The 26,153-nt window shown below is 74.6% G+C and carries 21 protein-coding genes and 6 pseudogenes; 18 read left to right on the top strand and 9 right to left on the bottom strand.

Annotation, left to right across the window (positions count from 1 at the left end; all coding sequences use genetic code 11):
• Window positions 1-16 precede the first annotated feature (16 nt).
• The 5 genes and pseudogenes from KPL57_RS71730 to KPL57_RS05055 form a co-directional block, all read left to right on the top strand.
• Window positions 17-926 (top strand): annotated as a pseudogene (locus KPL57_RS71730) (IS5 family transposase); the annotation flags it as partial.
• A 3-nt stretch (window positions 927-929) separates the two neighbouring features.
• On the top strand, window positions 930-1,070 hold the full coding sequence (locus KPL57_RS05070) for a hypothetical protein (RefSeq protein ID WP_226350706.1): 141 nt from the start codon (window positions 930-932) through the stop codon (window positions 1,068-1,070).
• Complete coding sequence (locus tag KPL57_RS05065) at window positions 1,067-1,888, top strand: ABC transporter permease (protein WP_226350705.1); 822 nt, start codon at window positions 1,067-1,069, stop codon at window positions 1,886-1,888. The genes KPL57_RS05070 and KPL57_RS05065 overlap by 4 nt, the downstream gene beginning before the upstream one ends.
• Window positions 1,885-3,540 (top strand): ABC transporter ATP-binding protein, encoded by a 1,656-nt coding sequence (locus KPL57_RS05060; protein ID WP_226350704.1) that lies wholly within the window; start codon window positions 1,885-1,887, stop codon window positions 3,538-3,540. Before KPL57_RS05065 ends, KPL57_RS05060 begins: the two co-directional genes overlap by 4 nt.
• Complete coding sequence (locus tag KPL57_RS05055) at window positions 3,537-5,153, top strand: CocE/NonD family hydrolase (RefSeq protein WP_226350703.1); 1,617 nt, start codon at window positions 3,537-3,539, stop codon at window positions 5,151-5,153. The genes KPL57_RS05060 and KPL57_RS05055 overlap by 4 nt, the downstream gene beginning before the upstream one ends.
• A 145-nt stretch (window positions 5,154-5,298) precedes the next feature.
• On the opposite strand, the gene KPL57_RS05050 is transcribed toward KPL57_RS05055, so the two are convergent.
• Entirely contained in the window at window positions 5,299-5,490 is a 192-nt protein-coding gene (locus tag KPL57_RS05050) for a hypothetical protein (protein WP_226350702.1), read from the bottom strand.
• A 23-nt stretch (window positions 5,491-5,513) separates the two neighbouring features.
• Here KPL57_RS05050 and KPL57_RS05045 point away from each other — a divergent pair, with 23 nt between their 5' ends.
• From KPL57_RS05045 to KPL57_RS69305, 3 genes are all read left to right on the top strand, one after another.
• Window positions 5,514-6,128 carry a TetR/AcrR family transcriptional regulator gene (locus KPL57_RS05045; RefSeq protein WP_226350701.1) on the top strand — a complete coding sequence of 205 codons (615 nt, stop codon included), beginning with the start codon at window positions 5,514-5,516 and terminating at the stop codon, window positions 6,126-6,128.
• A gap of 50 nt (window positions 6,129-6,178) precedes the next feature.
• Window positions 6,179-7,048, top strand: coding sequence for a PHP domain-containing protein (locus KPL57_RS05040; protein ID WP_226350700.1), 870 nt, complete (start codon window positions 6,179-6,181; stop codon window positions 7,046-7,048).
• 76 nt (window positions 7,049-7,124) lie between these two features.
• Window positions 7,125-8,858 (top strand): PD-(D/E)XK nuclease family protein, encoded by a 1,734-nt coding sequence (locus KPL57_RS69305; protein ID WP_308252774.1) that lies wholly within the window; start codon window positions 7,125-7,127, stop codon window positions 8,856-8,858.
• Window positions 8,859-8,896: 38 nt separating this feature from the next.
• Here the strand turns inward: KPL57_RS69305 and KPL57_RS69300 are convergent.
• From KPL57_RS69300 to KPL57_RS65880, 3 genes and pseudogenes are all read right to left on the bottom strand, one after another.
• A pseudogene (locus tag KPL57_RS69300) lies at window positions 8,897-8,995 on the bottom strand (hypothetical protein); the annotation flags it as partial.
• Between the two features lie 767 nt (window positions 8,996-9,762).
• A complete protein-coding gene (locus KPL57_RS05020; protein WP_226350698.1) occupies window positions 9,763-10,005 on the bottom strand; it encodes an NAD(P)/FAD-dependent oxidoreductase in 243 nt (80 codons plus the stop codon).
• Window positions 10,006-10,135: 130 nt separating this feature from the next.
• Window positions 10,136-13,693 (bottom strand): DEAD/DEAH box helicase, encoded by a 3,558-nt coding sequence (locus KPL57_RS65880; protein ID WP_308252773.1) that lies wholly within the window; start codon window positions 13,691-13,693, stop codon window positions 10,136-10,138.
• 454 nt (window positions 13,694-14,147) lie between these two features.
• Here KPL57_RS65880 and KPL57_RS05005 point away from each other — a divergent pair.
• Both KPL57_RS05005 and KPL57_RS05000 read left to right on the top strand, forming a co-directional pair.
• Window positions 14,148-14,806: pseudogene (locus KPL57_RS05005) on the top strand (ferritin-like fold-containing protein).
• Window positions 14,807-14,912: 106 nt separating this feature from the next.
• A complete protein-coding gene (locus tag KPL57_RS05000) occupies window positions 14,913-15,143 on the top strand; it encodes a DUF3107 domain-containing protein (protein WP_020625913.1) in 231 nt (76 codons plus the stop codon).
• Here KPL57_RS05000 and KPL57_RS69295 read toward each other — a convergent pair.
• From KPL57_RS69295 to KPL57_RS04985, 3 genes and pseudogenes are all read right to left on the bottom strand, one after another.
• Window positions 15,059-15,459 (bottom strand): annotated as a pseudogene (locus KPL57_RS69295) (DUF4873 domain-containing protein). The gene KPL57_RS05000 and the pseudogene KPL57_RS69295 sit on opposite strands and share 85 nt — an antisense overlap.
• Window positions 15,460-15,542: 83 nt before the next feature.
• Window positions 15,543-15,797 carry a hypothetical protein gene (locus KPL57_RS71725; protein WP_374203665.1) on the bottom strand — a complete coding sequence of 85 codons (255 nt, stop codon included), beginning with the start codon at window positions 15,795-15,797 and terminating at the stop codon, window positions 15,543-15,545.
• A gap of 19 nt (window positions 15,798-15,816) precedes the next feature.
• Window positions 15,817-16,080, bottom strand: a complete 264-nt coding sequence (locus KPL57_RS04985) for a hypothetical protein (protein ID WP_226350697.1) — start codon at window positions 16,078-16,080, stop codon at window positions 15,817-15,819.
• Window positions 16,081-16,329: 249 nt separating this feature from the next.
• Between KPL57_RS04985 and KPL57_RS04980 the strand changes: the two are divergent.
• From KPL57_RS04980 to KPL57_RS04970, 3 genes and pseudogenes are all read left to right on the top strand, one after another.
• A pseudogene (locus KPL57_RS04980) lies at window positions 16,330-17,243 on the top strand (diiron oxygenase).
• A 13-nt stretch (window positions 17,244-17,256) separates the two neighbouring features.
• The gene (locus KPL57_RS04975; RefSeq protein WP_226350696.1) at window positions 17,257-17,589 is read left to right on the top strand and encodes an alpha/beta fold hydrolase; all 333 of its coding nucleotides are present in this window, start codon (window positions 17,257-17,259) and stop codon (window positions 17,587-17,589) included.
• Window positions 17,577-18,167, top strand: coding sequence for an alpha/beta hydrolase (locus tag KPL57_RS04970; protein WP_308252772.1), 591 nt, complete (start codon window positions 17,577-17,579; stop codon window positions 18,165-18,167). Before KPL57_RS04975 ends, KPL57_RS04970 begins: the two co-directional genes overlap by 13 nt.
• A gap of 30 nt (window positions 18,168-18,197) precedes the next feature.
• Here the strand turns inward: KPL57_RS04970 and KPL57_RS04965 are convergent.
• A pseudogene (locus tag KPL57_RS04965) lies at window positions 18,198-18,823 on the bottom strand (TetR/AcrR family transcriptional regulator).
• Window positions 18,824-19,570: 747 nt separating this feature from the next.
• Here KPL57_RS04965 and KPL57_RS04960 point away from each other — a divergent pair.
• From KPL57_RS04960 to KPL57_RS04950, 3 genes are all read left to right on the top strand, one after another.
• Window positions 19,571-20,167, top strand: a complete 597-nt coding sequence (locus KPL57_RS04960) for a response regulator transcription factor (RefSeq protein WP_010225624.1) — start codon at window positions 19,571-19,573, stop codon at window positions 20,165-20,167.
• 866 nt (window positions 20,168-21,033) lie between these two features.
• Window positions 21,034-21,609: a sigma-70 family RNA polymerase sigma factor gene (locus KPL57_RS04955; RefSeq protein WP_226350717.1), complete on the top strand. Its 576-nt coding sequence runs from the start codon at window positions 21,034-21,036 to the stop codon at window positions 21,607-21,609.
• Entirely contained in the window at window positions 21,602-22,789 is a 1,188-nt protein-coding gene (locus KPL57_RS04950) for an anti-sigma-D factor RsdA (protein WP_075333885.1), read from the top strand. The genes KPL57_RS04955 and KPL57_RS04950 overlap by 8 nt, the downstream gene beginning before the upstream one ends.
• Before the next feature lie 93 nt (window positions 22,790-22,882).
• Here the strand turns inward: KPL57_RS04950 and KPL57_RS04945 are convergent, their stop codons facing one another.
• The gene (locus KPL57_RS04945; protein ID WP_043276535.1) at window positions 22,883-23,290 is read right to left on the bottom strand and encodes a DUF5319 domain-containing protein; all 408 of its coding nucleotides are present in this window, start codon (window positions 23,288-23,290) and stop codon (window positions 22,883-22,885) included.
• 149 nt (window positions 23,291-23,439) lie between these two features.
• On the opposite strand from KPL57_RS04945, the gene guaB reads away from it, so the two are divergent.
• On the top strand, window positions 23,440-24,951 hold the full coding sequence (gene guaB, locus KPL57_RS04940; RefSeq protein WP_020622332.1) for an IMP dehydrogenase: 1,512 nt from the start codon (window positions 23,440-23,442) through the stop codon (window positions 24,949-24,951).
• A gap of 50 nt (window positions 24,952-25,001) precedes the next feature.
• The gene (locus KPL57_RS04935) at window positions 25,002-26,126 is read left to right on the top strand and encodes a GuaB3 family IMP dehydrogenase-related protein (protein WP_226350695.1); all 1,125 of its coding nucleotides are present in this window, start codon (window positions 25,002-25,004) and stop codon (window positions 26,124-26,126) included.
• Window positions 26,127-26,153 lie beyond the last annotated feature (27 nt).

Here is a 26,153-nt window from a genome sequence, read left to right as displayed (position 1 = left end):
GAGAGCGTGTTTGGAAATGGTGGGTGTGTCGGGATGGTCGACACGGCTGGGGTGCTCCATCGTGGTCGGCATGCAGGAACGACCGCGCCGGTACCCCTCGGACACCAGTGATGCCCAGTGGGTGGTGATCGAGCCGTTGTTACCGCCGCTCGCGCGGCGGGGGCGGCCTGTTGCTCATGCTCGTCGGGACGTGCTGGACGCGATCTTGTATGTCGTGCGGACCGGGTGTGCCTGGCGGGCGTTGCCGGTGGACTTCCCGCCCTGGCAGACCGTCTACTGGTACTTCAACCAGTGGGAACAGCAGAAGGTCACCGAGAAGATCCTCCCGGTCGTGCGGGGGCAGTTACGTATCGCCGAGGGCCGTGATCCGGAGCCGAGTGCGGGGATCATCGATTCCCAGTCGGTCAAGGGCGCCGACACCGTCGGCCAGGACTCCCGCGGCTACGACGCCGGGAAGAAGACAGGCGGACGGAAACGGTTCATCGTGACCGACACCCTCGGTCTGCTGCTGACCACGATGGTGTGCTCGGCCTCGGTACAGGACCGCGACGGCGCCAAGCCGATCCTGCTCAACCTCTACCTGCGCACCAGGGTGCGGTTCGTCTACGCCGACGCCGGCTTCGCCGGGCGACTGCTCGACTGGGCCGCCACGATCCTGCAGACAACGATCGAGATCATCCGCAAGCCACCCGAGCAGCGCGGATTCACCGTCCTCCCACGAAGGTGGGTGGTCGAACGGACCCTGGCCTGGCTCACCGCACACCGACGCCTGGCCCGAGACTACGAACGCCACCCCACCACATCCGAAGCCATGATCCGCTGGGCCGCGATCAACACCATCACCCGCCGCATCGCCCGTGGATACCCCGCCACCCGCCAGCAGAAACACACGACACCCTCAACCCACTAGAATTTCCAAACACGCTCTGATGCTGCGCGCGGTGCAGAACCGCGACGTCCCGACCCTGCAGGCGGTCGCGGTGCTCGGCGCGGTCGTCTACGTCGTGGTCAACCTGGCCGCCGACCTCGCGGCGATGGCCCTGGACCCGCGGCTGCGGAGCACCCGGTGAGCCGGGCGCCGCTGCTCGTCGGGGCCGCACTGGTCGGGCTACACCTGCTGCTCGCGCTGGCCGCGCCGCTGCTGACGCAGTACTCCCCGGTCGTGAGCGACCCGGTGTCCGCGCTGCAGGACCCGTCCTGGGCGCACTGGGCGGGCACCGACGCCTACGGCCGCGACGTGCTGGCCCGGGTCCTGTACGGCGGCCGGTACGCGCTCGCGGTGTCGGTCGCCGCGACCGTCGCTGCGGTCGGGCTCGGGACCCTGCTCGGCTGCCTGGTCGCCCTGCGCGGCGGGTGGCTCGACGACGCCGTCATGCGCGTCCTGGACGCGGTGCTGGCCGTCCCGCCGGTGCTGGCGCTGCTCGTGGTCGTGTCGGTCCTCGGCGCCGGCCCGGCGGTCGTCGTGCTCGCGGTGACGGTGACCTACGCCCCGGCGGTGGTCCGAGTCGTTCGCGCCGCCGCGATGTCGGTGGTCCGGCTCGACTTCGTCGCCGCGGCCCGGATGCGCGGCGAACGCACCGGGTCGGTGCTGGTCCGCGAGGTCCTGCCGAACGTCGTCGGTGTCGTGGCCGTCGAGTTCGCGCTGCTCGCGTCCTGGGTGGTCCTGCTGATCAGCTCGCTGTCGTTCCTCGGGTTCGGGGCCGCGCCCCCGACGCCGGACTGGGGGCTCATGGTGGCCGAGAACCGTACGGCCGTCACCGTCGTGCCGTGGAGCGTGCTCGCCCCGATCCTGGCCCTGGCCACGCTGGTCATCGGGCTGAACCTGGCCGCGGACGGCCTGGCGAACCGGTGGGGCGTCGACCGGATGACGGCGGGGGCCCGCCGATGAGCGCCCCGGTCGTCGAGGTCGACGGTCTCGGGATCGCCTACCGCGCAGGCCGGGCCGACGTGCCCGTGGTGCGCGGGGTGTCCTTCGCCGTCGAGCCGGGGTGCACCCTCGGCCTGGTCGGGGAGTCGGGCAGCGGCAAGTCGACCGTCGCCGCGGCGCTGCTCGGCCACCTGCGCCGCGGGTCGCGGATCACCGCGGGCACCGTCGCGCTGCACGGCGAGGACGTGTTCGCCGCCGGCCCGCGACGGGTGCGCGCGCTGCGCCGCGGGACCGTCGCGATGGTCGCGCAGAACTCCGGGGCGGTGCTGACACCGTCGATGCGGATCGGCGTCCAGCTCGCCGAGGCACTGCCCGAGGGGACCGGCGACCGGGACGCCCGGGCCGCGGAGCTGCTCGACCGCGTCCGGCTCGACCCCGGGCTCGCGCCGCGGTACCCGCACCAGCTCTCCGGCGGGCAGCAGCAGCGGGTCTCGATCGCCATGGCCGTCGCGGCCCGGCCGGACCTGCTCGTGCTCGACGAGCCGACCACCGGGCTGGACGTGCTCACGCAGGAGGAGGTGCTGCGGCTGCTGGCCGAGCTCGCCGAGGCCGACGGGCTCGCGAGCGTGCTGGTCAGCCACGACCTCGGCGTCGTGCGGCGGATGGCCGACGAGGTGCTGGTCCTGCGCGAGGGCGAGCCCGTCGAGCAGCGCCCGGCCCCGGAGCTGTTCGGCGACCCGCGCACCGCCTACACCCGGCGGCTGCTCGCCTCGGTGCCGCGACTGACCGACACCGGACTCGCCGAGGTCGGTGAGAACGGCATCCGCACCGTGCGCGACCGGGCCGCCGACGCACCGGAGGGCGACCGCCCGGTCGTGGTGGAGGTCGACGGCGCCCGGATCGCCTACGGCGGCACCGTCGCGGTGGAGGACGTGTCGTTCACCGTGCGCCGCGGCGAGGTACTGGCGATCGTCGGGGAGTCGGGGAGCGGCAAGTCCACCCTGGCCCGGGCGCTCGCCGGCCTCGTCGTCCCGGCCGGGGGGACGCTGCGGCTGTGCACCCCGGACGGCGACCCCGACGGTGACCTGTCCCGGCCCGCCGGACGGCGACCGGTCGAGGTCCGCCGGGCCCTGCAGATGGCCTTCCAGAGCGCCGACACCGCGCTGAACCCGCGGCGCACCGTCGGCTCGTCGCTGGCCCGCCCGGTCCGGCTGTTCGGCACGGCGACCGGGCGGTCGGGGGTCGCCCGCCGGGTCGCGGAGCTGATCGCCGACGTGCGGCTCGATCCGTCGTTCGGCGGGCGGCTCCCGGCGCAGCTCTCGGGCGGGCAGCGCCAGCGGGTCGGGATCGCCCGCGCGCTGGCCGGGGACCCGGCCGTCGTCGTCGCGGACGAGGTGACCACTGCGCTCGACGTGTCGGTGCAGGCCTCGGTCCTGGCTCTGCTCGACGACCTGCGCCGCGAGCGCGACCTCGCGGTGCTGCTGATCAGCCACGACCTCGCCGTGGTGCGCGGCCTCGCCGACCGGGTGCTGGTGCTGCGGCACGGCCGGGTCGTCGAGCACGGGCCGACCGCTGAGGTCTTCGCCGACCCGCGGCACCCCTACACCCGCGAGCTGCTCACCGCCGCCCGCTACACCGATCTCGGCAGTCCGGAGGAGACCCCAGCACCATGAGGTACCGCGATGCGTTCCCCCGCCGTACCGAGACCGTCGACGCCTGGATCCCCACCCGCGACGGCACCCGGCTGCACGCCCGCATCCAGCTCCCGGTCGACGCCCTCGCCGACCCGGTGCCCGCGCTGCTGGAGTACCTGCCCTACCGCAAGGACGACTGGACCGCGCCCCGCGACGCCGCCCGCCACCCCTGGTACGCCGGGCACGGCTACGCCTCGGTGCGCGTCGACGTCCGGGGGACCGGTGACTCCGAGGGCCTGCTGCTCGACGAGTACACCCCGGCCGAGCTGGCCGACGGCGTCGACGTCGTCGAGTGGCTGGCCGCCCAGCCCTGGTGCACCGGCCGGGTCGGGATGTTCGGGATCTCCTGGGGCGGGTTCAACGCCCTGCAGGTCGCCGCGCTCGCCCCCGACGCGCTGCAGGCGGTCGTCACCGTCTGCTCCACCGACGACCGCTACGACAACGACGTGCACTACACCGGTGGCGCCGTGCTCGGCATCGACATGGCGGGGTGGTCGGGCACCATGCTGGCGTTCACCGCCCGGCCGCCGGACCCGGCCGTCGTCGGGGAGCGGTGGCTGCCGATGTGGCGCGAGCGCCTGGAGGCGGCCGAACCGTTCCTGCACCACTGGCTGGCCCACCCCGAGCGCGACGACTACTGGCGGCACGGCTCGGTCTGCGAGGACCCCTCCGCGATCCGGGCCGCGGTGCTCGCCGTCGGCGGCTGGAACGACCCGTACCGCGACACCGTGCTCCGCCTGCTGTCCACACTGGATGCCCCCGTGAAGGGGATCGTCGGGCCGTGGGCGCACCGCTACCCCGACATCGAGCTCCCGCCCGGCCCCGCGATCGGGTTCCTGCAGGAGACACTGCGATGGTGGGACCGCTGGCTCAAGGACGAGCCCACCGGGGTCGAGGACGACCCGCCGCTGCGGGCCTGGATCCAGGAACCGGTCCGGCCCGCCACCACCTACCCGGAGCGGCCGGGGCGGTGGGTCGGCACGGCGGCCGTCGGGGAGGCCACCCGTGAGCTGGTGCTGGGCAGCGGGACCGAGCCGGTCGTCGTCGCCGCACCGGACCACACCGGGATCGACGCCGGGCGCTACTTTCCGTTCGGTAACCCCACCGACCTGCCGCCCGACCAGCGCGCCGAGGACGGACGCTCGGTCTGCTTCGACCTCGGCCCGCTGCCCGGGCGCATCGAGATCCTCGGCAGGCCGGTGGTGCGGCTGCGCCTGGACGCCGACCGGCCCGCGGCCGCCGTCGTCGTGCGGCTGTGCACCGTGGACGACGACGGCGCGTCCACACTGGTCACCCGGGGCGTGCTGAACCTGACCCGCCGCCACGGCCGCGACCGCACCGTGCCGTGGACCCCCGGTGTCCCGGAGACGGTCGAGGTACCCCTGATGGCGACCGGCTCCGCGGTCCCCGCCGGCGGGCGGCTGCGGGTCGCGGTCTCGCAGGCGTACTGGCCGTGGGTGTGGCCGCACCCCGACCCGGTACGCCTGACGGTCGTGCCCGCACAGAGCTTGCTGACCCTGCCGCTGAGCTCCGGCACCGACCTCCCGGCGACGACGTTCGGCCGCCCGAGCAGGCGCCGCCGCTGCCGGTGACGACCACCCCGCCGCCGGACCGTCCCGAACGCGAGGTCCTCCACGACGTCGGCGCCGGTACCTGGGAGCTGCGCGTCGACCCCCGCTACGGCGGCTCGCGCACCTTCCCCGACGGGCTGTCCTACGCCGAGGACACCCGCGAGACCTACCGGATCACCGACGGCGACCCGCTCTCGGCGCGCGCCGAGTCGGCCTGGACGATCGCGATCGGCCGCGGCGACTGGCGGACCGACATCGAGACCCGCTCGGTGCTCACGCGACCGCCACCGACTTCGTCGCCGAGAGCTCGTTGGTCGCCCGGTCCGGCGACGAGGTCGTCGCCGAGCGGCACTGGCACCGCAGGATCCCGCGGCGGGGCGCATGACCGCCCGGCCCGCGCCGCGGCGCCGTCAGCCCACCGAGGTCCGGCGCGCGATGGTGCTCGAGGCGGTCCCGGCGCTGGTCGCCGAGCGCGGGGTGCGCGGCACCGGGATCCGCGACATCGCCGCCGCGGCCGGGGTGTCGGTCGGGACACTGACCTACCACTTCTCCGGCGTCCGGGAGATCCTCGCCGAGGCACTCGCCGCGCAGCTCGCCGCCTACTACGACCCGCTGCGGGAACGGGCCGCGACGTTGGCCCCGCGCGACGGCCTGGACCTGCTGCTCGCCGCGTCGCTCGACGAGGAGACGCGGCCGCACTGGCGGCTGTGGCTGGAGTGCTGGCAGGACGGCGTGTGGGACGACGAACGGTCCCAGCACGAGCGCTACACCGGCTGGCACGCCGTCCTGCGGGACCTGGTGGTCGCCGGGGTCGCAGACGGTTCGCTGCGCTGCGCGGACCCCGACGGCACCGCGGCGCGGCTCGTCGCGCTGGTCGACGGGCTGGCCCTGCAGCGGCTGCGCGGGGTGCCCCCGATGTCGTCGGAGCGGGCCGTCGCGCACGTCCGGACCGCGCTGGCCGACTGGACCGGGTCGCCCCGCCCGACGGGGGAGTAGGCACCGCGTCCCGGGGCGGGCCGGCGGTGTGCCGGGCTAGTGTCGGCGGCGTGTCCGTCATCGACCTGCACGCCCACTCCACCGCGTCCGACGGCACCGACTCCCCGGCCGGGCTGGTCCGGGCGGCCGGCGCCGCGGGGCTCGACGTCGTCGCGATCACCGACCACGACACCACCGGTGGGTGGGCCGAGGCGGGCGCCGCACTGCCGGCAGGGCTCTCGCTGGTGCGCGGCGCGGAGTTCTCCTGCCTGAGCCCGACCGGCCGTACGGGCGAGCCGCGCTGCTCGGTGCACCTGCTGGGCTACCTGTTCGACCCCGAGCACGCCGCGATCGTCGCGGAGCAGGAGCGGCTGCGGGCCGAGCGCGTGCAGCGCCTGGAGACGATGATCGGGCGGATGGCCGCCGACGGGTACCCGGTCGACGTCGAGACCGTGTTCGCGCACCTGCCCGAGGGCGGCAGCGCGGGCCGGCCGCACCTGGCCCGCGCGCTCGTCGCGGCCGGCGTCGTCGGGTCGGTCGACGAGGCCTTCGCCGAGCTGCTGCACAACGACAGCCCCTACTACGTGCCGCGTGCCGACACCCGGGTCGAGACGGCCGTCGAGATGATCGTCGCCGCCGGCGGGGTCGCGGTGTTCGCGCACCCGCTGGCCCGCACGCGCGGTGTGGTCGTGGAGCCGTCGGTGCTCGTCGACCTGATCGGCTGGGGGCTGGGCGGGATCGAGGTCGACCACCCGAACCACGCCCCGGTCGACCGCGAGCTGCTGCGCGGGATCGTCGCCGAGCACGGCCTGCTCGCGACCGGCTCCAGCGACTACCACGGCACCAACAAGACGACCCCGCTCGCGCAGGAGACGACCGACCCGGAGGTCTACGCGGCCCTGACCGAACGGGCCACCGGCGTCCCCGTGCTGCACGGCTGATCCGGGCGCACCGCGTGACGGTGGGGCGCCGGGAGTGAGCGACGGTCGGTGACCGTCCGGGAGTACCGTGGCGCGCATGGCCCGGACCACCGCTCCCGCCACCGGGGCCCCGGACGGTCAGCTCGGCCTGGACCTGCTCGACCCCGGCTTCGGTGCGACCGCACTGCACCGGGTCACCCCGGCCCGGCTCGACACCTGGGACGCCTGCCCGCGCCGCTACCGGATGCTGCACGTCGACCGCCCGGCCCCGTCGCGGGGCGGCGGGTTCGCCCACACCACGCTCGGTGCGGTGGTGCACCTGGCGCTGCGCTCGCTGGCGGCCCTCCCCGTCGAGCGGCGCACCCCGGAGCAGGCCGCGGCACTGGTGGACCGGCACTGGACCGGCGAGGGGTTCGCCGACGACGCCCAGGCCGCCCGGTACCGCGAGCGTGCCCGGGACTGGCTGGCCGCCGTCGTCGACGGCCCGGTCGGGCGGGACGAGCCGCTCGCGGTCGAAAGGTGGGTACGGGCCCCCGCCGGGCCGCTGCTGGTCGAGGGCCGGGTCGACCGGATCGACGAGCGCGACGGCGAGGCCGTCGTCGTCGACTTCAAGACCGGGCGCCGGGTGCCGACCGCGGCCGACGCCGCCGCGTCCCGCCAGCTCGCGCTCTACGCCGTCGCCACCGCCTCGGTGTTCCGCCGCCCCTGCCGCACCGTCGAGCTGCACCACGTGCCGACCGGAACCGTCGCCGTGCACACCCACGACGAGGCCTCCCTCGACCGGCACGTCGCCGCGGCCGCAGGGTCCGCCGACGCCGCCGCCGGGGCGACGACCGCGCTGGCCGACGGCGGCGACGCCGACACGCTCTTCCGGTCCGCACCGGTGCGCACTGCGGGACCTGCGCGGTCCGCCGCCACTGCGCCCCCGGCCGCGCCGCCGTGCCGGAGCCGCGACCGTGGGACCTGCTCGCCCCGTGACCGCCGACCCGCAGTTCCCCGGCCCCCCCGCGGCGGCCGACCCCCGATCCCGCCACGCCCGCCGGGCGCGCCCGCCCCGTACCGGGCCGGGCCGTCGCACGGGCGCCCGCACCCCGGCCCCGACGGCTACGGCCCCCGCCCGCCGGTCCCGCCGTCCGGCCCGCCCCGCAGGCGCGGTGACGTCGGGTCCCCGGCCGGTCCACGCCCCACCGAGGCCCTGCCCGTGTCCCGCCGCGCGCCGCGCCGCGGTCTGTCCTCCGGTCCCGCCGAGCCGCCCGCGACGACGAGCACCCCGCCGCCCGCGCGCCCGGCCGGCGGGCCGACCGCCGCCGCGCCGAGGAGAACGCACGTCGGGCACGGCGCCGTGCCCCCGGACCCGATGTCGACGGGGCAGGCGCCCGGCTGCTGCGGGGCCTGGCCGGGGTGCTCGCCGGCGGACTCGTGGTGCTCGCGCTCGGGCTGGTCGTCGTGGAGTGGGTGGCCGGGAGCAGCGGGGTCCCCGGCCCTGGCACCGGTGCGATCGTCGCGCACGCGGGGCGGCGGCCGTCGCCGTCGTGGGCCAGGTCGTCGCGGACCGGCGGCGCGACCGCACCGGCCTGCTCGCCGCGCTCGGGGTGATCGTGACGGCGTCGCTGGTGCTCGGGCTCGGCTGGTTCCTGTAGCGGCTCAGGCGCGTTCGGAGTCCCGGGCGCGCTGCATGCCGCGGGCCAGCCGTCGTCGGAGCGCGGGGACCCGGTTCACCAGGCGCAGCCCGGTCCGCTGTGCGGCCGTCGCCAGCGTCCGGGAGACCGGTCCGCGGTCGGAGTCGTCGTGCATCTGCTGCAGCGACTCGCGCACCGCGCCGGCGGAGTAGCGGCGCATCTCCGCCTCGTAACCGCCGACGGCGGTGCGCAGGTCCAGGTCGCCGTGGTGCACCCGGACCAGACGTTCTCCGAGCTCACGGGCGTCGCGCAGGGCGGTGTTGGCGCCGGCACCGCGACCGGGGGTCATGGTGTGCGCGGCGTCGCCGAGCAGCGTGACCGGGCCGGGCTCCCAGTGGGGCAGCGGGTCGGAGGTGCGGATGTCGATCCACAACGCCGACGCCGGGTCCGAGCGGCCGAGGAGCGCGCGCCAGCGCGGATCCCAGTCCGTGGTGACCCGTTGCGCCAGGGTTAGCAGAGCGGAGCCGTCCGCGGACACCGGCCGCCCGCCCGGCAGCGCGGTGTGGGAGACGGTGACGCCCCAGGAGACGAAGTCGCCCGTCGGATCCCCGGCCAGGCCGGGCCAGCCGCGTAGCGCCGCGGCGCGGTCCGGGTCGATCCCGGGGCGCGGGACGCGGTCGTCGTCCCAGGGCATCCGCATGACGTGGCTGATCCCCATCGTCCCGGTGCGGTCGAACACCAGGGCCATGCCGTCGGCGCTCGGCAGCAGCGCGGTCGTGGTGGCGTCGAGCGGGGCGCGGCCACCGATCGCCACGAGCCCGGTGGAGGTGAGGCCCGCACCGGGCAGGAACCGCCCGCGGACCCGGGAGTGCGCGCCGTCGGCGCCGACGAGCAGGTCACCGGTGACCGTGTCCCCGTCGCCGGTGTGCGCGACGACCGTGCCGTCGTCGTCCACCTCGTGGCCGACGTACGGGCTGCCCCAGCGCACGGTGTCCTCGATGCCGGTCAGCAGCACCCGGCGCAGCGTGCTGCGGCTGACGTTGAACTCCTCGGCCCCGCCGCCGGGCAGCTCGGCGAAGGGCAGCGACAGCAGCTCGCGGTACTGCTCGGTGCACATCAGCAGCCGGTCGTACGGCGCGGCCGTACTCGCCTCGAACACCGCGTACAGCTCCGCTGGCAGACAGGCCCGCAGGGCGCGGGCGCCGTCGGGGGAGATGCCGACCCGGTAGCCGCGCAGCCCGGCGGGCCCGGGTCGACGTCGCGCTCCAGGACGACGACCTCGGCTCCGGCCCGGTGCAGCAGCTGTGCCAGGCACAGGCCGCCGGTGCCGGCACCGGCGACGATCACTCGGACGGACATGGTGGACCTCCGTGTCGGAGCAGGGCGGATCGCGGCCGGTCGCGGATGCGACGGCCGTGCGTGCGGTGTGGTCGGAGGCGCCGGGCGCCCGGTCAGGGGCGGTCGGGCGAGGCGAGGCCGCTGTGCGAGGTCAGGCGGAGCAGCTCCTCGCGGTTCCAGGTGAGGCGGCCGCCGCGGACGTCGTCGACGAGTGCGGCGACCCAGGAGGTCTCGGCCTCCAGCATCGCGATGGTGTAGTCGAGCTCGACGAGCAGGACCCGCGGCAGCAGGCCCGCCACCGCCTCGTGGCTGGCCCGGGCTCCGGCCAGCCGTCGTCGCAGGGTGTCGAGGCGGCTCTCCACCGCCGCGGCGGCGTCGGCCGGGGTGAGCTGGGGCAGGTGCGCGAGGCCGACGACGAACTCGGGGAACTCCGGCCGCGGTACGGCCAGCATCTCCCGGGTCCACTCCTCGGCTGTCTCGCGGCCCGCGTCGGTGACGGGTACAGGGTGCGCTCCGGGCGGGCGGTCTCCCGCTCGGTGGCGTGCTCGACGATCAGGCCGTCGCGTGCGAGACGGTCGATCGTCTTGTAGAGCTGTGACCGCTGCCCGACGTTGACCACGTCGTCCTTGCCCCGCTCCCGGATGAGCTGCTGCATCCGGTAGGGGTGCATGGGCTCCTCGGTGAGCAGGGACAGCACGGCGAGGGCGAGGCCGGACCGCTGGGTCATGGTGTCGACGATACTAGTGTCGAAGACACTATGGCAAGGATGGGACTCAGCCGGCGGGCCCCAGCACGACGAGCTCGCTGCCGCGCAGCTCGACCAGCAGGGCGCCCTGGGCGGCGAGCAGCACCGGTCCGGCCACCGGGCCGCGGTCCACCGGCAGGGTCCGGGCGACGACGCCGGTGGCCGGGTCGACGTCGGCGATCCCGCCGGGGACGGGCACGAGCAGCCGGTCGCCGTAGCGGGTGCCGGGGCCGAGGGTGCCGGGCAGGCTCCAGCGCGGCTGGAGGCTGCGGGTGTCCAGCGCGACGGTCGCCCGCCGGTCCACCAGTAGCGGTTCCGGTCGTCGGCGGTCGTGCGGGCGACGCCGTCGGCCGGGGCGGCGACCGTCGCACCCGCCTCGACCGGGAACTCCCCGATGCCGCGCCCGCCTCCGTCGTAGAGAGCCAGGCGGGGGACGCCCGGCAGCAGGACGGCGACGCGCTCGGACGACGCGGCGATCACCTGCGCACCGTCGGTCCCGATGACCGACGACGAGTCGAACGCGGGCCGGTCGCCCTCGGTGCGGCTGGGACGCAGCACCGTCAACCGTTCGGAGGGCTCGCCGGGACAGCGCTCCAGGATCACGGCGCGGTCCTCGGCGGCGGCGAAGGACCCGAACGTGCATCCCGACCGCGGCTGCGAGCCGGGCTCCTCCAGCGCGCGCACCGTGCCGTACTCGGCGGTGCGGACCAGGTCGGAGCGGAAGGTCTCGACGTAGTCCTGGCCGGTCGCGAGCACCGGGTCCTGGCCGATCAACCGGGTGCCGGGCCGGGCGTCGAGGGTTCTGGCCGGGCCACGGGCGCCGGAGTCGGGCTGGAGCGTGGAGAGCTCCGAGCAGTACTCGTCGTTGCGGTAGAGCGCGAGCACGCGACCGTCGGCGAACCCGGTGGTGCACAGCGGGAGGTCGCGTTCGTAGCTCCAGCGCTCGGCGCCGGTGCGCGCGTCGCGCCCGGAGACCCGCGACCCCTCGGCGACGACGACGCCGTCCCCGACCGCCAGCGGCACCGGGGTGTCCGGGCTGGCCGCCCGCCACAGCTCGGTGAACCCGGCCGGGACCGGGCCGACCGGTGGTGGCGGGGCGGGGGCGGTCGCGGCCGTCACCGACTCGGTGTGCGCGGCCGGGCTCTGCACCGCGTAGAGCACCGCGACCTCGGCCAGCAGCAGCACGAGCACCGCGGCGACCAGTCGGTCGCCGCGGTGTCGTCGTTCGGCGGGGATGCCCGGGAGCGGGAGCCGGTCCCGCAGGGGGCGGCCGCGCAGCACGCGTGGTGTCAGCTGGCGGCCGCGTCGGCCCGTCGGCGGACTCGCCGCCACCGGGTCCGCGCCGCGACCCGCCGCGACGGCGACGACGGCGCGGCGTGGCCGCCCCGCCCTCGGCCGACGCGCCGGCGTCCGGCCCGTTCTGCGGGGCGCCCTCGGCGGAGCCCGCGCGGCGGCACCCTCGGCGGTGGTCGAGGCGCCCGCCTCGACCGCGACGCCGCCCCGGGTCCGGGAACGGGAGCGGTTGCGCCGCGGACGGCGACCGCCCTCGTCGCCGTCGCCGTTGCGGCCGGCCTCGCGGCTGCCACCGTCACGGCCACCACCGTCGCGACCGCCACCGTCGCGACGGCTGCCGCGCGGCTTGCGGGCGCCCTGGTGGTCGCCGTCGGAGTCGATGTACTCGGCGTCGAGCCCGGCACGGGTGCGCGCGGACAGCGGGAGCCGCCCGGACGCCGTCGTCGGGATGTCGAGGTCGGTGAACAGGTGGTCCGAGGTCGAGTAGGTCTCGACCGGCTCGTCGATGCCCAGCGACAGGTCGTCGGAGATCATCTTCCAGCGCGGGGTCTCGTCCCAGTCCACCAGCGTGACCGCGACGCCCTCGCGTCCGGCGCGGCCGGTGCGGCCGATCCGGTGCACGTAGGTCTTGGCGTCCTCGGGGCACTGGTAGTTGATGACGTGCGTGACGCCGGTGACGTCGATGCCGCGGGCCGCGACGTCGGTCGCGACCAGCACGTCGACCTTCTCCGCGCGGAACGCGCGCAGTGCCTGCTCGCGAGCGCCCTGGCCGAGGTCACCGTGCACCGCCGCGGCGGCGAAGCCGCGCTCGGCGAGGTCGTCGGCGACGCGCTGGGCGGTCCGCTTGGTCCGGGTGAAGATCATGGTGAGGCCGCGGTCCTTGGCCTGCAGGGCCCGGGTGACCAGCTCGACCTTGTCCATCGCGTGCGCGCGGTAAACCAGCTGCTTGGTCCGCTCGTGGATGGAGCCCTGGTCGGCCTCCTCCGCGCGGATGTGCGTCGGGCGGGTCAGGAACGCCCGCGAGAGCTGCACGATCGGGCCCGGCATGGTCGCCGAGAACAGCATCGTGTGCCGCTCCTCGGGGAGCATGCGCAGGATCCGCTCGACGTCGGGCAGGAAGCCCAGGTCGAGCATCTCGTCGGCCTCGTCCAGGACGAGTGCCTTGACCCGGCCGAGGACCAGGTGGCGCTGCTCGGCGAGGTCGAGCAGCCGGCCCGGGGTGCCGACGATGACGTCGACGCCCTTGCGCAGGGCCTCCAGCTGCGGCTCGTAGGCCCGGCCGCCGTAGATGGCGACGACGCGCACGCCCAGGCTTGCCCGCGGCGGCGATATCCCGGGCGACCTGCACGCACAGCTCGCGGGTCGGGACGACGACGAGCGCCTGCGGGACGTCCTTGGTGCGGTCGGCGGCCTCGCCCTCGGCGGTGGCGGCGGGCGCTCACCGGGCGGGGTGATCCGCTGCAGCAGCGGGACGCCGAAGCCCAGCGTCTTGCCGGTGCCGGTGCGGGCCTGGCCGATGACGTCCTCGCCGGCGAGTGCCAGCGGGAGGGTGAGCTCCTGGATCGCGAACGTGCGCACGATGTCGTTCTCCGCGAGCGCGGAGACGATCTCGGGCCGGACGCCGAGCTCGGCGAAGGTCGGGGGGAGCTTCTCGCCGCCGGGGTTGGTCACGCCGAGCGGGGTCTCGCTGGGGGTGATGCCGGTGGGCAGGAAGCCCGGGTCGGCCTCGGGGGTGTCGGTGCTGTCGCTTCGGGACAGTGTGATCGCCTCTCTCCGCGCACAGGAGCCGTGGCGTGGCTCGTCGACCGGCCCCGGGCCGTCGGGACGGTCCGGGCGGGAGAGCAGTCGAGGCGCTGCGCGCACCAGTACGGGTGCGGGTCCCGGTGAGACGTGCTCGGCCGGGTCGGCCGCTCGTCCCGTTACCCGGTCCCCGCGCGGTGGGCGCGTCCCCGTGGAGTCCCATGAGCCCGAAATCCGGTGACGCGCTGACCGCATGGTACCCGCCGCGGCGCCCGAACACGACGGCGCGGCCGTCGCCGGGTGGGGTGAGATGCCTCGCGCCGTGGTCGCGACGGCCGTCGCGGGCCGCCCGGCCGGCCGGTAGGGCCCGGTTAGGGTGGCGTCCATGACCACTGGAGGCGACGCGCCGACGGCCGCGACCGTGGAGCTGCTCGGCGTGCTGGCCTACGGCGAGCTGTCGGCGTTCGACCGGCTCGCCGAGGACGCCCGGGCCGCGCCGACGCTGGCCGGCCGCGCGCAGCTGTCGACGATGGCCGCCGCCGAGATCGGCCACTTCCGCCTCATCGAGGACCACCTGGGCCGCAGCGGGATCGCCGTCGCGGACGCGATGGCGCCGTTCGTCGCGCTGATCGACAGCTACCACGCCTCGACCGCCCCGCGGAGCTGGCTGGAATCGCTGGTCAAGGCCTATCTCGGCGACGGTCTCGGCGCCGACTTCTACCGCGAGGTCGCGGGCTGGGTGGATCCCGGCACCGGTGACCTGGTGCAGCGGGTGCTCGCCGACACCGGGCACTCCGCCTTCGCCGAGCGCGAGGTGCAGGCCGCCTGCGCACCCCCAACCCGGCGCAGCGCGACCGGCTGGCCCTGTGGGGCAGGCGGCTGCTCGGCGAGGCCGTCACCCACGCCCAGCGGGTCGTCGCCGAGCGCGACGAGCTGGCCGAGTTCATCGTGCTCGGCTCGGGAGAGAAGGGCGGCGTGGCCGGACTCATCCGGACGGTGCAGACCGCGCACGGCCGCCGGATGGGCAGGCTCGGACTCTCCTGAGTCCCGGCCCGGTGGTCGGGGTCGCGGCTCGCCGATGCTCCGGCCCGATCTCGACTAGCCTGGCGCGGGCAAGGTGATCAGAAGTGACGGATCGGGAGGACCACCGGTGAAGGTCAAGATCGGCATCGCGGAGACCCCGCGGGAGCTCGTGGTGTCCAGCGACCGCACGCCGGACGAGGTGGCCCAGCTCGTGAGCGGGGCGATGAAGTCCGACGACGGGCTGCTGGACCTCACCGACGACGAGGGCCGTCGCTACGTCGTCCCGGTCGCGCGCATCTCGTACGTGGAGATCGGCCCGTCCGAGGAGCGCCGGGTCGGGTTCGGCCTCAGCGGCTGAGCGCACCCACGGTCGTCCGGGCCCGGTACCCGTCCGCGGGGCCGGGCCCGACGCGTGTCCGGGGGAGGGGGCCGGTCAGTCGGTCTCCGCGGGGGCGGCCCGTCCAGCGCGAACGGCGGCCTGCCGGTGCCGGTGATCCGGAACCGGTCCCAGACGTCCGGCTCGGACAGCGTGCCGACGGCCGTGTGCCCTGGCGTCCGGACCTCTGCGGTGCCGCCGCGGCTGCCAGCAGTGCGGTGAGCCGGGGGTGCGCGGCGACCCGGCCCGACCAGTGCAGCCTGCCGTCGAAGGGCTCGTGCCGGGCGTCGAGGAGCACCTCGACCTCGACCGTCTCCTCGCCCAGCACCAGGGTGGCGGGGCCGCGGTAGCCCTCGTCGTGATCGTGGTCGTGGTCGGCGCTCACCGGTCCTGCACCGACCCCTCGTGCACCTGTGGCTCGGGGACCAGCCGCAGGATGTCGGCGGTCGCGGTGGGGGAGTCGAGCCCGGCGACGCCGGCGATCCCGCCCCAGATCAGCGCGGACAGGTAGTTGGTGAGCGCGTCACGGCTCATCGTCCGGCGCTCCAGCCACCACTCGCCCGCGGTCTGGACCATCCCGATGATCCCGTGCGCCCACGCCTCGGCGCCGCCGGAGTCGCGGCCCTGGGCGCGCAGCCGCTCCCGAACAGCGTGGTCAGCAGGGCGCCGATCTGGCCGCGCACGTCCTGCGCGATCTCGGCGCCCGGCACCGGCTCGGCCGGGTTCGCGACGACGAACCGGTACAGCTGGGGCTCTCCTCGATCATCCCGAGGTAGGCGTCGATGACGGCGGCGACGTGCTCGATCGGCTCGGCGTCGATCGCCAGCACCGGGTAGATCCGCTGCATCAGCATGTCCGCGGCGTGCTCACTGACGGCGCGCTGCAGGTCGGCGCGGTCGGCGAAGTGCCGGTAGAGCACCGGCTTGGTGATGCCGGCCGCGCGGCGATCTGGGCGACCGAGACCCCGGCACCGTGTTCGCGGATCGCGTCGACGGCGGCGGCGACCATCTCGGTCCGCCGTTCCTCCCGTCGGCGGCTGCGCGCATCGGGCTTGACATCCCTCGGCTCCTGGGGCACGTTACCAGTGGTAACTGTTACTGGCGGTAACAGCAAGGGTTCCGGGTGTGGAACCCGCCACCGCAGGCCCCTCGTCAGGAAGGCGCGACCGATGAGCGCTCCCGCCCGGACCGGAAGCAAGGCCCACCTCGCGGACCGCGAGGACACCGCTCGGCGGCTGCTGAAGAGCTCGGTGACGACCTCCTACGACCCCTCGATCGACATCGACTGGGACGCCCCGCTGGTCGAGGTCGGTACGGCATCGTCCCCGAGCGCGTGTCGCTCTACGGCACGCCGCTGTGGGACGGCCTCACCGAGGAGCAGCGGATCACGCTGTCGGTGCACGAGTTCTGCAGCGTCGCCCGGATCGGGCTGTGGTTCGAGATGATCCTCATGCAGATGCTGCTGCGCTACGCCTACGACCGCGACCCCCGTCGCGCGCACATCCAGTACGCGCTGGTCGAGATCGCCGACGAGTGCCGGCACTCGATGACGTTCGCCAAGGCAACCGAGCGCTACGGCGTGCCGGACTACACCCCCCGCCGGCTCACCCATGAGCAGGGCCGGCTGATGAAGACCATCGGCACCGGCCCGGCGATGTTCGCCGGCACCCTGTTCGTCGAGGAGATCCTCGACCAGCTCCAGCGCGAGGGGATGCGGGACGAGCGTGTCCAGCCGCTGTCCCGGATGATCAACAAGATCCACGTGACCGAGGAGGCCCGGCACGTCCGCTACGCCCGGGAGGAGCTCCAGCGGATCATGCCGAGGACCAATCGCGCGGAACGTGTCTGGGCCCGCTACCTCACCGCGCGGATCGCGTTCGTCGTCGCCCGCAACCTCATCCATCCCGAGGTCTACCGCAGCGTCGGGATCGCCCCGGCGGTCGGGCGGAAGGCGGCGCTGGCCAACCCGCACCACCACGAGATGCTGCGCTGGTCCTCGCGCAAGCTCGTGCCGTTCCTGCGCGAGCAGGGGATCGTCGGCGGCCCGACGGAGACCCTGTGGAAGCGCGCCCACCTGATCTGAGGAGGCATCCGCGATGAGCACACGGATCGTCACCCGCGACGGGACCGGCCTGTTCGCCAGGGTCTCGGGTCCGGAGTCGGCACCGGTCACGGTGCTGCTCGCCCACGGCTGGACGCTCGACGAGCGTTGCTGGGCCCCGGTCGCCGACGCCCTCGCCGTCGGCGCGCCCGGTGCTGGCCCCGCCCCGCGGGTGATCCGCTACGACCACCGCGCGCACGGCCGCTCCGACGACACCCCCGACGAGCTCAAGACCCTCGACGTCCTCGCCGACGACATGGCCGAGGTGATCACCCGGCTCGCCCCGAGCGGCCGCTGGTCATCGCGGGGCACTCGATGGGCGGGATGACGGCGATGGCGCTGGCCCAGCGCCACCCCGACCTCGTCGCGTCCCGGGTCGCCGGCGTCGCCCTCGTCGCGACCGCGAGCGGCGGCCTCGGTGCGGCGGCGACGCTGGGGATGACCGGGCTGCCGGCGAAGCTCTTCCTGGCCGGCAAGGACAAGGTGACCGTCAGTCCGCTGTGGACGGAGCGCCGGTCGCTGTCGACCCACCCGACCCTGCTGCGGGCCGGTCTGCAGCCGCTGCTGCTCGGCACCCGGCCGGACCGGCTCGCCGTCCGCGCGACCTGCGAGGCGATCGCCGACTGCCGTCCGACGACGATCTCCGGCTTCACCCCGACCCTCACCACCCACGAGCGCGACGAGGCGCTGGCGGCGTTCTCCTCGCTGCCGGTGGAGATCCTGGTGGGGACCCGGGACCGGCTCACGCCGCCGCGGTTCGCCCGACGGATCCACCGCAGCCTGCCGCGCGCCGAGCTGACCGTGTTCCCCGGTGCCGGACACATGCTCCCGGTCGAGCGGGTCGGCGGGGTCACCGGCCGGATCGCCGCGCTGGTGCGCCGGGCCACGGCGGAGCAGGTGGCCTGAGCCGCCCGCCCCGTCGTCGGCGGTGGGGCGTCAGATCTGGTCGAGGCCCTGCTTCGGGAACCCGGCGATGCCGCGCCACGCCAGCGACGCCATGAGCGCCACCGCCTCGTCGCGCGGGACCCGCTGGTCGGAGTCCAGCCAGAACTGGGCGCCGACCTGGCTCAGCCCGACGAGCCCGACGGCGAGCAGCCGCGCGCGGTCCTGGTCCAGCCCGGCGTCGGCGGTGACCGCGCCGGCGACCGCGTCGATGCAGCGGTCCAGCGCGCTCTCCACCAGCGCCGCGGCCTCCGGGTCCCCCCGCAGGTCGGACTCGAACACCAGGCGGTAGGCCTTGCCCTCGCCGGCGACGAAGTCGAAGTACGCCGCGACGGCGGCCTGCACCCGCTCCTTGTTGTGCTCGGTCCGCTCGATCGCGTTGGAGACCCGCTCGACGAGCTCCTCGGCGTAGGTCGTGAGCAGCGCCTGGTACAGCTCCAGCTTCCGGGGAAGTGCTGGTACAGCACGGGCTTGGAGACACCCGCCCGCTCGGCGATGTCGTCCATCGCGGCGGCGTGGTAGCCCTGGTCGGCGAACACGTCGCGGGCGGCCAGCAGCAGCTGGGCGCGACGCGCGCCGCGGGACAGTCGTGCGCCCCGTGGCGTGGCGGTTCCGGTCATGGGCCCCCTACCTCTCACCGTCGTGGGATAACCCTACTAGCAGGTAACCGCGTTGACGAACGATCCGTGAACGGGTGTCGCCGCAGAAGGGTGTCCAGGTCCAGCGCCTGTTGGCTTGCATGGATGCGGTCTCGTGCTGAGGCGATCAGGACTGCGAGCTCGGCGTCATCGTGCGCGGAGCCGACGTGGGCGACGATCCGGCGGACGCCGTGGCGCTTCTCCACGACCTGCACCGCTGTCGCCCCGGAGGCCGTCTTCACCTTCCGAACGAACGGCACTACCCGAGACTACCGATTAGTGCCCCAGATCCCGATCAAGCAGCCAGCTGACCAGCACCGACGGCTCACGACCCCTGACTACCTGTGCAACTCGGGCCGGACGCCGGTTCCGGACCGGTCGCCGCAGCGCGACACGCCGGAGCGTCACCAGTCGATACGCGCAGTCGCCGAGCGGATGCAGAGGGTCGCCGACATGCGGTGTTGCACACGGTGAGCGTCCTCTATACGCGAAGTGACCGTAGCGGGCGGGACCTGCTGCGGGAGTAGTGCCCGAACTCCGGCCCGGACGATGTACCGTATGGACTACTCCATTCGGCGACGCTTCACCCACATGACGCTGAGGCACGTGGATCAGCGCGCCGAACGGAGGGCACAAAATCGCCCCGACCGTGTCAAGGTGAGAGTGTCACCCGCCGATTCGGAGGGTGAAGAATCACCCGGCTGCAGGAAGCTGCAGGAAGGAATCGTCGTGACGACGGTACTCATCTGCGACGATCGTCGCAGCGTCCGCGAGGGACTGACTCGCGTCATGTCCGCGGTCCCGGGGGTCCAACGCATCGACTGCGTCGCCCACGGGGACGAACTCCTCGCCCGCTACGCCCGCCAGTCCGTCGACGTCGTCCTGGTCGGGACGCAGCGTGCTGTGCCCACCGGGGTGGAGGCCACCCGCCGACTGGTGGCCGCCCACCCGCAGGCCAACGTCATCGTCTTCGGAGCCCCGGACGACGCCGGCAGCATCGCCGCCGCCATCGCCGGTGGGGCGCGCGGTTACCTGCGCTGGGACGCCTCGCGCCCCGAGCTGGTCGCCGCGCTGGCACACACCCTGGCCAGCACCTCGGTGCCGACCCCGCGCGTCCCCACCGACCCGGGGGTCCAGCTCACCGAGCGCGAGCTCCAGGTGCTGCGCGGGATGAGCCAGGGCAAGAGCAACGGCCAGATCGGCCGCGAGCTCTACCTGTCCGAGGACACCGTGAAGACCCACGCACGCCGGCTGTTCCGCAAGCTCGGCGTCCGTGACCGCGCGCAGGCCGTGGCCCACGGCTTCCGACGCGGCCTGGTGTCCTGACCGGGTCCCCACCCGGAACGGCACGACCCCGCACCGCCGAGCGACCGACCCCGAACCGGCCGCTCCACCCCACCCGCGCGCGGGTGGGCATCGTGAGCCGGACCGACCCCCGCGGTCCGGCTCCACGCCCCGGACCCCCGTGTCCGGACCCCACGCACACGGGCCGCTGCCGACCTCGCGGCCCGCACCCGGGACATCGCGCCCGGGTCGTCCGCACCGACCGGCTCCGGCCGGTCCGCCGCCCCGCCGACGGGACGCCGGTCGTGCTCCCCGCGACCGGACCCCGCCGAAGCGCACGACCGGGACGCCCGCCCGGCAGGTGACCGACCCCCGCCGGCGTGTGGCGGTCCCCGCCGGGCACGCGGGCGGCCCCGGGCCGAGGTCGACGACGGATCCGCCGGACGTCGTAACGGCGGCCTCCGATCGGCCCTCGCTCGGCGAGCGGTCGACGGGACGCCGGGAACTGTCACCCGGTGTCCCCGACGTCCCTGGGATCACACGCGTCACCACAGTCCCGCGACCTCGACGACGACCGTCCGGATCCCGCGCCGAACCGGACGCGACCCGCGCCGGGCGGTCCACCGCCGGTGATCGGACGCGGACGATCTTCACTGCGTCCGGTGACCGCATTCTGCGGTGGGTGACGAACCGCTTGCCGACCGTGGTCGCCCCGTGGACGTGTTCCGGACGGGCCCCGCGCAACCCGGAACTGTGCACGATCGTCTGATCTGGCATGGAGCGACTCCCGTCGGCGAGTCCCGCTCGGATACGGTGGATCCGAGCCGATCTCACCTGCGCGAACGCGGGTTGCTTCCACGATCGGATGACACTGCTGGATGCTCGTAACGTCTGGGCGGTTCCCCACGATGAGTGAATCAAGAGACGTTCCCGACGAGTGGATCGAAGCCGCCACGGCCGGCGACCGGTCCGCGGTCGAGCGCGTTCTCGCCATGATTCGGCCCCTCGTCGTGCGCTACTGCCGCGCCCGACTCGGGACCGACCGAGGGTCCGTCTCGGCGGACGACGTCGCCCAGGAGGTCTGCGTGGCCGTGCTCACGGCGTTGCCGGGGTACCGGGTGCAAGGGCGCCCGTTCCTCGCCTTCGTCTACGGCATCGCGTCCCACAAGGTCATCGACGCGCACCGGGCTGCGTCCCGGAACCGCTCCGAACCGATGGCCGACGTGCCGGACCGCATGGAGTCCTCCGACGGCCCCGAGTCCCGGGCCCTGCAGGTGGAACTGTCGCAGGAGATGTCCAAGCTCCTGGAGATCCTTCCGGAGAAGCATCGGGAGATCATCGTGTTGCGCGTGGTCGTGGGACTGTCCGCGGAGGAGACCGCGGCGGCTGTCGGCTCCACTCCGGGCGCCGTCCGCGTCGCCCAGCACCGGGCGCTGGCCCGGCTGAGGAAGATGATGAGTGAGCAGGTGGTCCGGGATGCGTGACCAGGGTCCGCACGGTCCGGGCTTCCCCCCACCCGGTGAGGGCTGGGAGCGACCGCCCGCGCCGGTGACGCGTGGCCGCTTCGGCGAGCCGCGCCCGCCCCGCACCAACGGCCACTCCCACCCGCTCGGTCACCGGGGCCACCCGCTGCCGTTCGACGCGCACACCGTCCCGCAGCCGGTCGTGCGGCGGCACGCCGCCCGCGGCGACGACTGGGACGCCTTCGACGACATCGAGGACGAGGGCCCGGTCGACCTCGTCGAGCTCCAGGCCGACGACGAGCTGATCAACGCCCTGTCCTCCGGGCTCGGCGTGTCCGGGCCCGGCCGGCGCGGCTACGACGTCGACGACCACCTGGCCGCGATGCTCTCGTCGTGGAAGGACGGGGTGGACCGGGACCCGATCCCGCAGCTCGTCGACACCGACGAGGCCGTCCAGATCCTGCAGCCGGCGAAGCCGTCGCGGAAGGTCTCCTTCCTGCGCCCGCTCGTCGCCGCCGCGGCGGTCGCGGCGTGTGCGCTGGCCGTCGTGTCGATCAGCGCGCACGAGGCCCAGCCGGGCGACGCCCTGTGGGGGGTCTCCCGGGTGCTCTACAGCGAGCGCGCCGAGCAGGTGCAGGCGGCGGCCACGCTGCGCGAGGGCATCGAGCGGGTCAACGCCAAGCTCGCCGCCGGGGACACCGTCGGTGCGCAGCAGGAGCTCGCCGCGCTCGGCCCGCTGGTCGACCGCACCGCACCGGACGTGCGCGACGACTTCGAGCAGCAGAACCGCTTCCTGAGCCAGAAGGTCGCCGAGACCCCGCCGGGCACACCGACCGACCCGCGGTCGCCGCTGCGCGACGGGACCCCCGCCCCGCCGCCTCCGGTCACCGAGGGCGACGAGGACACCCCGACGCCGTCCCCGCCGCCTTCGGAGGGGACGACCACCCCGGGTGGTCCGACCTCGCCGGAGGGCACCACCGACCCGTCGGTGCTGAGCGGGCCGGGGGAGACCGCGCCCACCCCGGCGCCGTCGCCGTCGGAGACCTCGCCGACGACGGAGGGCCAGGCGGACCCGACGACCCCGACGACCTCGCCCACGACCCGGCCCACCGCGGCAGGGGAGGGGCAGAGCGACCCGGCGGACGACACCACCCCGCCGTCGTCGACGACGACCGGCGCGGTGAGCAGCAGGCCGAACTGACGCCGAACCGACGCGGTACGGCACCGAGTACGGCGAAGGGCCCCGGAGGATCTCCTCCGGGGCCCTTCGTGTCTGGTGGTGGTCGCGCCGGGCTCAGTCGGCGAGTGTCGCGTCGGCGTACCCGCGGCAGTACTCCCACGTGACGTAGTGCGCCGGGTCCGGGTCGTAGGCCGGCTCGTGCGGCCGCATCCGGCCCTCGTCGAGGAGCTGCTGCAGGCTCGCTCGCAGCAGGTTCCACTCGTGGAAGTGCTGCTCGCCGCAGTCGGCGCAGTCGACGACGATCCCGCGGACGCCGCGGCCCGCCAGCAGTGCCTGGTAGACGGCCAGGTCCGCCAGGTCGGCGAGGATCTCGCCGCGGTCGGTCTCGTTCAACGGGGGTACCTCCGGGTCACCGGAACCCGGCCACGCGCCGTCACCACGGTCGTCGTAGGCCTGCATCGACAGCGCAGGATCATCCGGGTCTCCGGCGAACGGGTCCGGTGGCAGCGCCTCTGGTGACACGGTGTACACGGTACCGGTGCGGGGGGTCGGGGCCCGGCCCACCCCGGGGTGGTGGACGTACGATGGCGGCCTGCGGCGGGAGCCCGCCGTCAGCGTCGACCGCACCGCCTCGACAACACTGCTTCGACCGCAAGAGGAGCCCCGGAGAGATGACGAGCGAGATGGGCGGCCTGCCGGACAAGTTCGCGATGCTCGGGCTGACCTTCGACGACGTGCTGCTGCTGCCCGCCGAGTCGGACGTGATCCCCAGCTCGGCCGACACATCGAGCCAGGTGACCCGCCGGGTGCGGGTCCAGGTGCCGCTGGTGTCGTCCCCGATGGACACGGTCACCGAGTCCCGCATGGCGATCGCGATGGCCCGCGCCGGTGGTCTCGGGGTGCTGCACCGCAACCTCTCGCCGGACGCGCAGGCCGCACAGGTCGAGGTCGTGAAGCGGTCCGAGGCCGGCATGGTGACCGACCCGGTGACCTGCAGCCCGGACGCGACCCTGGCCGACGTCGACGCGTTGTGCGCCAAGTTCCGGATCTCCGGCGTGCCGGTGACCGACGAGACCGGCCGCCTGGTCGGCATCATCACCAACCGCGACATGCGCTACGAGGTCGACACCGACCGGCCCGTGTCGGAGGTCATGACCCGCGCGCCCCTGGTGACGGCCAAGGTCGGCGTCACCGCGGAGGCGGCGCTGGGCCTGCTGCGCCGGCACAAGCTGGAGAAGCTGCCGATCGTCGACGGCGACGACATGCTGCGCGGCCTCATCACGATCAAGGACTTCAACAAGACCGAGCAGTACCCGCTGGCGACCAAGGACCCGGACGGGCGGCTCGTCGTCGCCGCCGCGGTCGGGGTCGGCGACGACGCCTACGCCCGCTCGATGCAGCTCGTCGAGGCCGGTGTGGACGTCCTGATGGTCGACACCGCGCACGGTCACTCCCGTCGGGTGCTGGAGACCGTCGCGAAGCTGCGCGCCGAGGTCGGCGACCACGTCGACGTCGTCGGCGGCAACGTCGCCACCTTCGACGGCGCCAAGGCGCTCGTCGAGGCGGGCGCGGACGCGGTGAAGGTCGGCGTCGGGCCGGGCTCGATCTGCACCACCCGGGTCGTCGCCGGGGTCGGGGCCCCGCAGATCACCGCGATCTACGAGGCCACCCGGGCGTGCGCCCCGGCCGGCGTCCCGGTGATCGGCGACGGCGGCATCCAGTACTCCGGCGACGTCGCCAAGGCGATCGCGGCCGGCGCGTCGACGGTCATGCTGGGCTCGCTGCTGGCCGGCACCGCGGAGTCGCCGGGCGAGGTTGTGCTCGTCGGCGGCAAGCAGTTCAAGACCTACCGCGGCATGGGCTCGCTGGGCGCCATGCAGGGCCGCGCCGGCGCGGCGGGCCGGTCGTACTCGAAGGACCGCTACGCCCAGGACGACGTGCTCAGCGAGGACAAGCTCGTCCCCGAGGGCATCGAGGGCCGGATCCCGTTCCGCGGGCCGCTGTCCTCGGTCGTGCACCAGCTCGGCGGCGGGCTGCGCTCGGGCATGGGCTACGTCGGCGCGCAGACCATCCCGGACCTGCAGCAGGCGCGCCTGGTGCGGATCACCGCGGCCGGTCTCAAGGAGAGCCACCCGCACGACATCACGATGACCGTCGAGGCCCCCAACTACGCCGCGCGGTAGTCACGGGGGCCCCAGCACCGCTCTGAGCAGCGCCGCTTAGGGTGGTGCCCGTGCGTGACCTCGTGGAGATCGGGATGGGCCGGGAGGCCCGTCGTGCCTACGACCTCGACCAGATCGAGATCGTCCCGTCGCGGCGGACCCGCAGCTCGAAGGCCGTCTCGACGGCCTGGCAACTCGACGCCTACCGCTTCGACATCCCGCTGCTGACCCACCCCACCGACGCGGTGGTGTCGCCGGACTCGGCGGTGCGGATCAGCGAGCTCGGCGGTCTGGGGGTGCTGAACGCGGAGGGCCTGTGGGCCCGGCACGCCGACCCGAAGGGCGCCCTGGAGCGCATCGTCGCGGCGGCCACCGGCGACGAGCCGGACTCCGCGGTCGCCCTGCTGCAGGAGCTGCACCAGGCCCCCATCCAGCAGGACCTCATCACCGAGGCGCTGCGCCCGCTGCGCGACAGCTCGCACACCGTCGCGGCGCGGGTCAGCCCGCAGCGCGCCCGCGAGCTCACCCCGGCGCTGCTCGCCGCGGGCGTCGAGATCCTCGTCGTGCAGGGCACGATCGTCTCCGCCGAGCACGTCTCGGACGGCGAGCCGCTGAACCTGAAGGACTTCATCGCCGACCTGGACGTCCCGGTCGTCGCCGGCGGGGTCGGGGACTACCGCACCGCGCTGCACCTGATGCGCACCGGCGCCGCCGGCGTGATCGTCGGGTACGGGCAGGCCACCTCGACCACCACCGACGAGGTGCTGGGGGTCGGCGTCCCGATGGCGACCGCGATCGTCGACGCCGCGGCGGCCCGTCGTGACTACCTCGACGAGACCGGCGGCCGGTACGTGCACGTGATCGCCGACGGTGGCATCGGCACCTCCGGTGACATCGCGCGTGCCGTGGCCTGCGGCGCCGACGCGGTCATGCTCGGCGAGCAGCTCGCCGAGGCCACGGAATCCCCGGCCGGCGGGCTCTACTGGACCTCCTCGGCGGCGCACCCGTCGCTGCCCCGGTCGGAGGTGACCGGGCTCGCCCGGTCCGGCCGGTCCCTGGAACAGGTGCTGTTCGGGCCGACCGACAGCCCGTACGGCACCACGAACCTGTTCGGCGCGCTGCGCCGGGCGATGGCGAAGACCGGCTACTCCGACCTCAAGGAGTTCCAGCGGGTCGGGTTGAACCTGCGGACCTGAGCCGGCGCTCCGAGCCGTAGTTCCGCC

This window comes from Pseudonocardia sp. ICBG601, assembly GCF_020496245.1.
The sequence above is the reverse complement of the archived record's forward strand: the minus strand, read 5'-3'. Positions and strand labels throughout refer to the sequence as shown.

Coding starts and splice junctions, on each gene's coding strand:
- KPL57_RS05070 (WP_226350706.1), top strand. CDS start 930: ATGCTGCGCGCGGTGCAGAACCGCGACGTCCCGACCCTGCAGGCGGTC.
- KPL57_RS04975 (WP_226350696.1), top strand. CDS start 17,257: ATGAGCACACGGATCGTCACCCGCGACGGGACCGGCCTGTTCGCCAGG.
- KPL57_RS05020 (WP_226350698.1), bottom strand. CDS start 10,005: ATGTCCGTCCGAGTGATCGTCGCCGGTGCCGGCACCGGCGGCCTGTGC.
- KPL57_RS04970 (WP_308252772.1), top strand. CDS start 17,577: ATGGGCGGGATGACGGCGATGGCGCTGGCCCAGCGCCACCCCGACCTC.
- KPL57_RS69305 (WP_308252774.1), top strand. CDS start 7,125: ATGGCCCGGACCACCGCTCCCGCCACCGGGGCCCCGGACGGTCAGCTC.
- guaB (WP_020622332.1), top strand. CDS start 23,440: ATGACGAGCGAGATGGGCGGCCTGCCGGACAAGTTCGCGATGCTCGGG.
- KPL57_RS04955 (WP_226350717.1), top strand. CDS start 21,034: ATGAGTGAATCAAGAGACGTTCCCGACGAGTGGATCGAAGCCGCCACG.
- KPL57_RS04950 (WP_075333885.1), top strand. CDS start 21,602: ATGCGTGACCAGGGTCCGCACGGTCCGGGCTTCCCCCCACCCGGTGAG.
- KPL57_RS05045 (WP_226350701.1), top strand. CDS start 5,514: ATGACCGCCCGGCCCGCGCCGCGGCGCCGTCAGCCCACCGAGGTCCGG.
- KPL57_RS05055 (WP_226350703.1), top strand. CDS start 3,537: ATGAGGTACCGCGATGCGTTCCCCCGCCGTACCGAGACCGTCGACGCC.
- KPL57_RS05060 (WP_226350704.1), top strand. CDS start 1,885: ATGAGCGCCCCGGTCGTCGAGGTCGACGGTCTCGGGATCGCCTACCGC.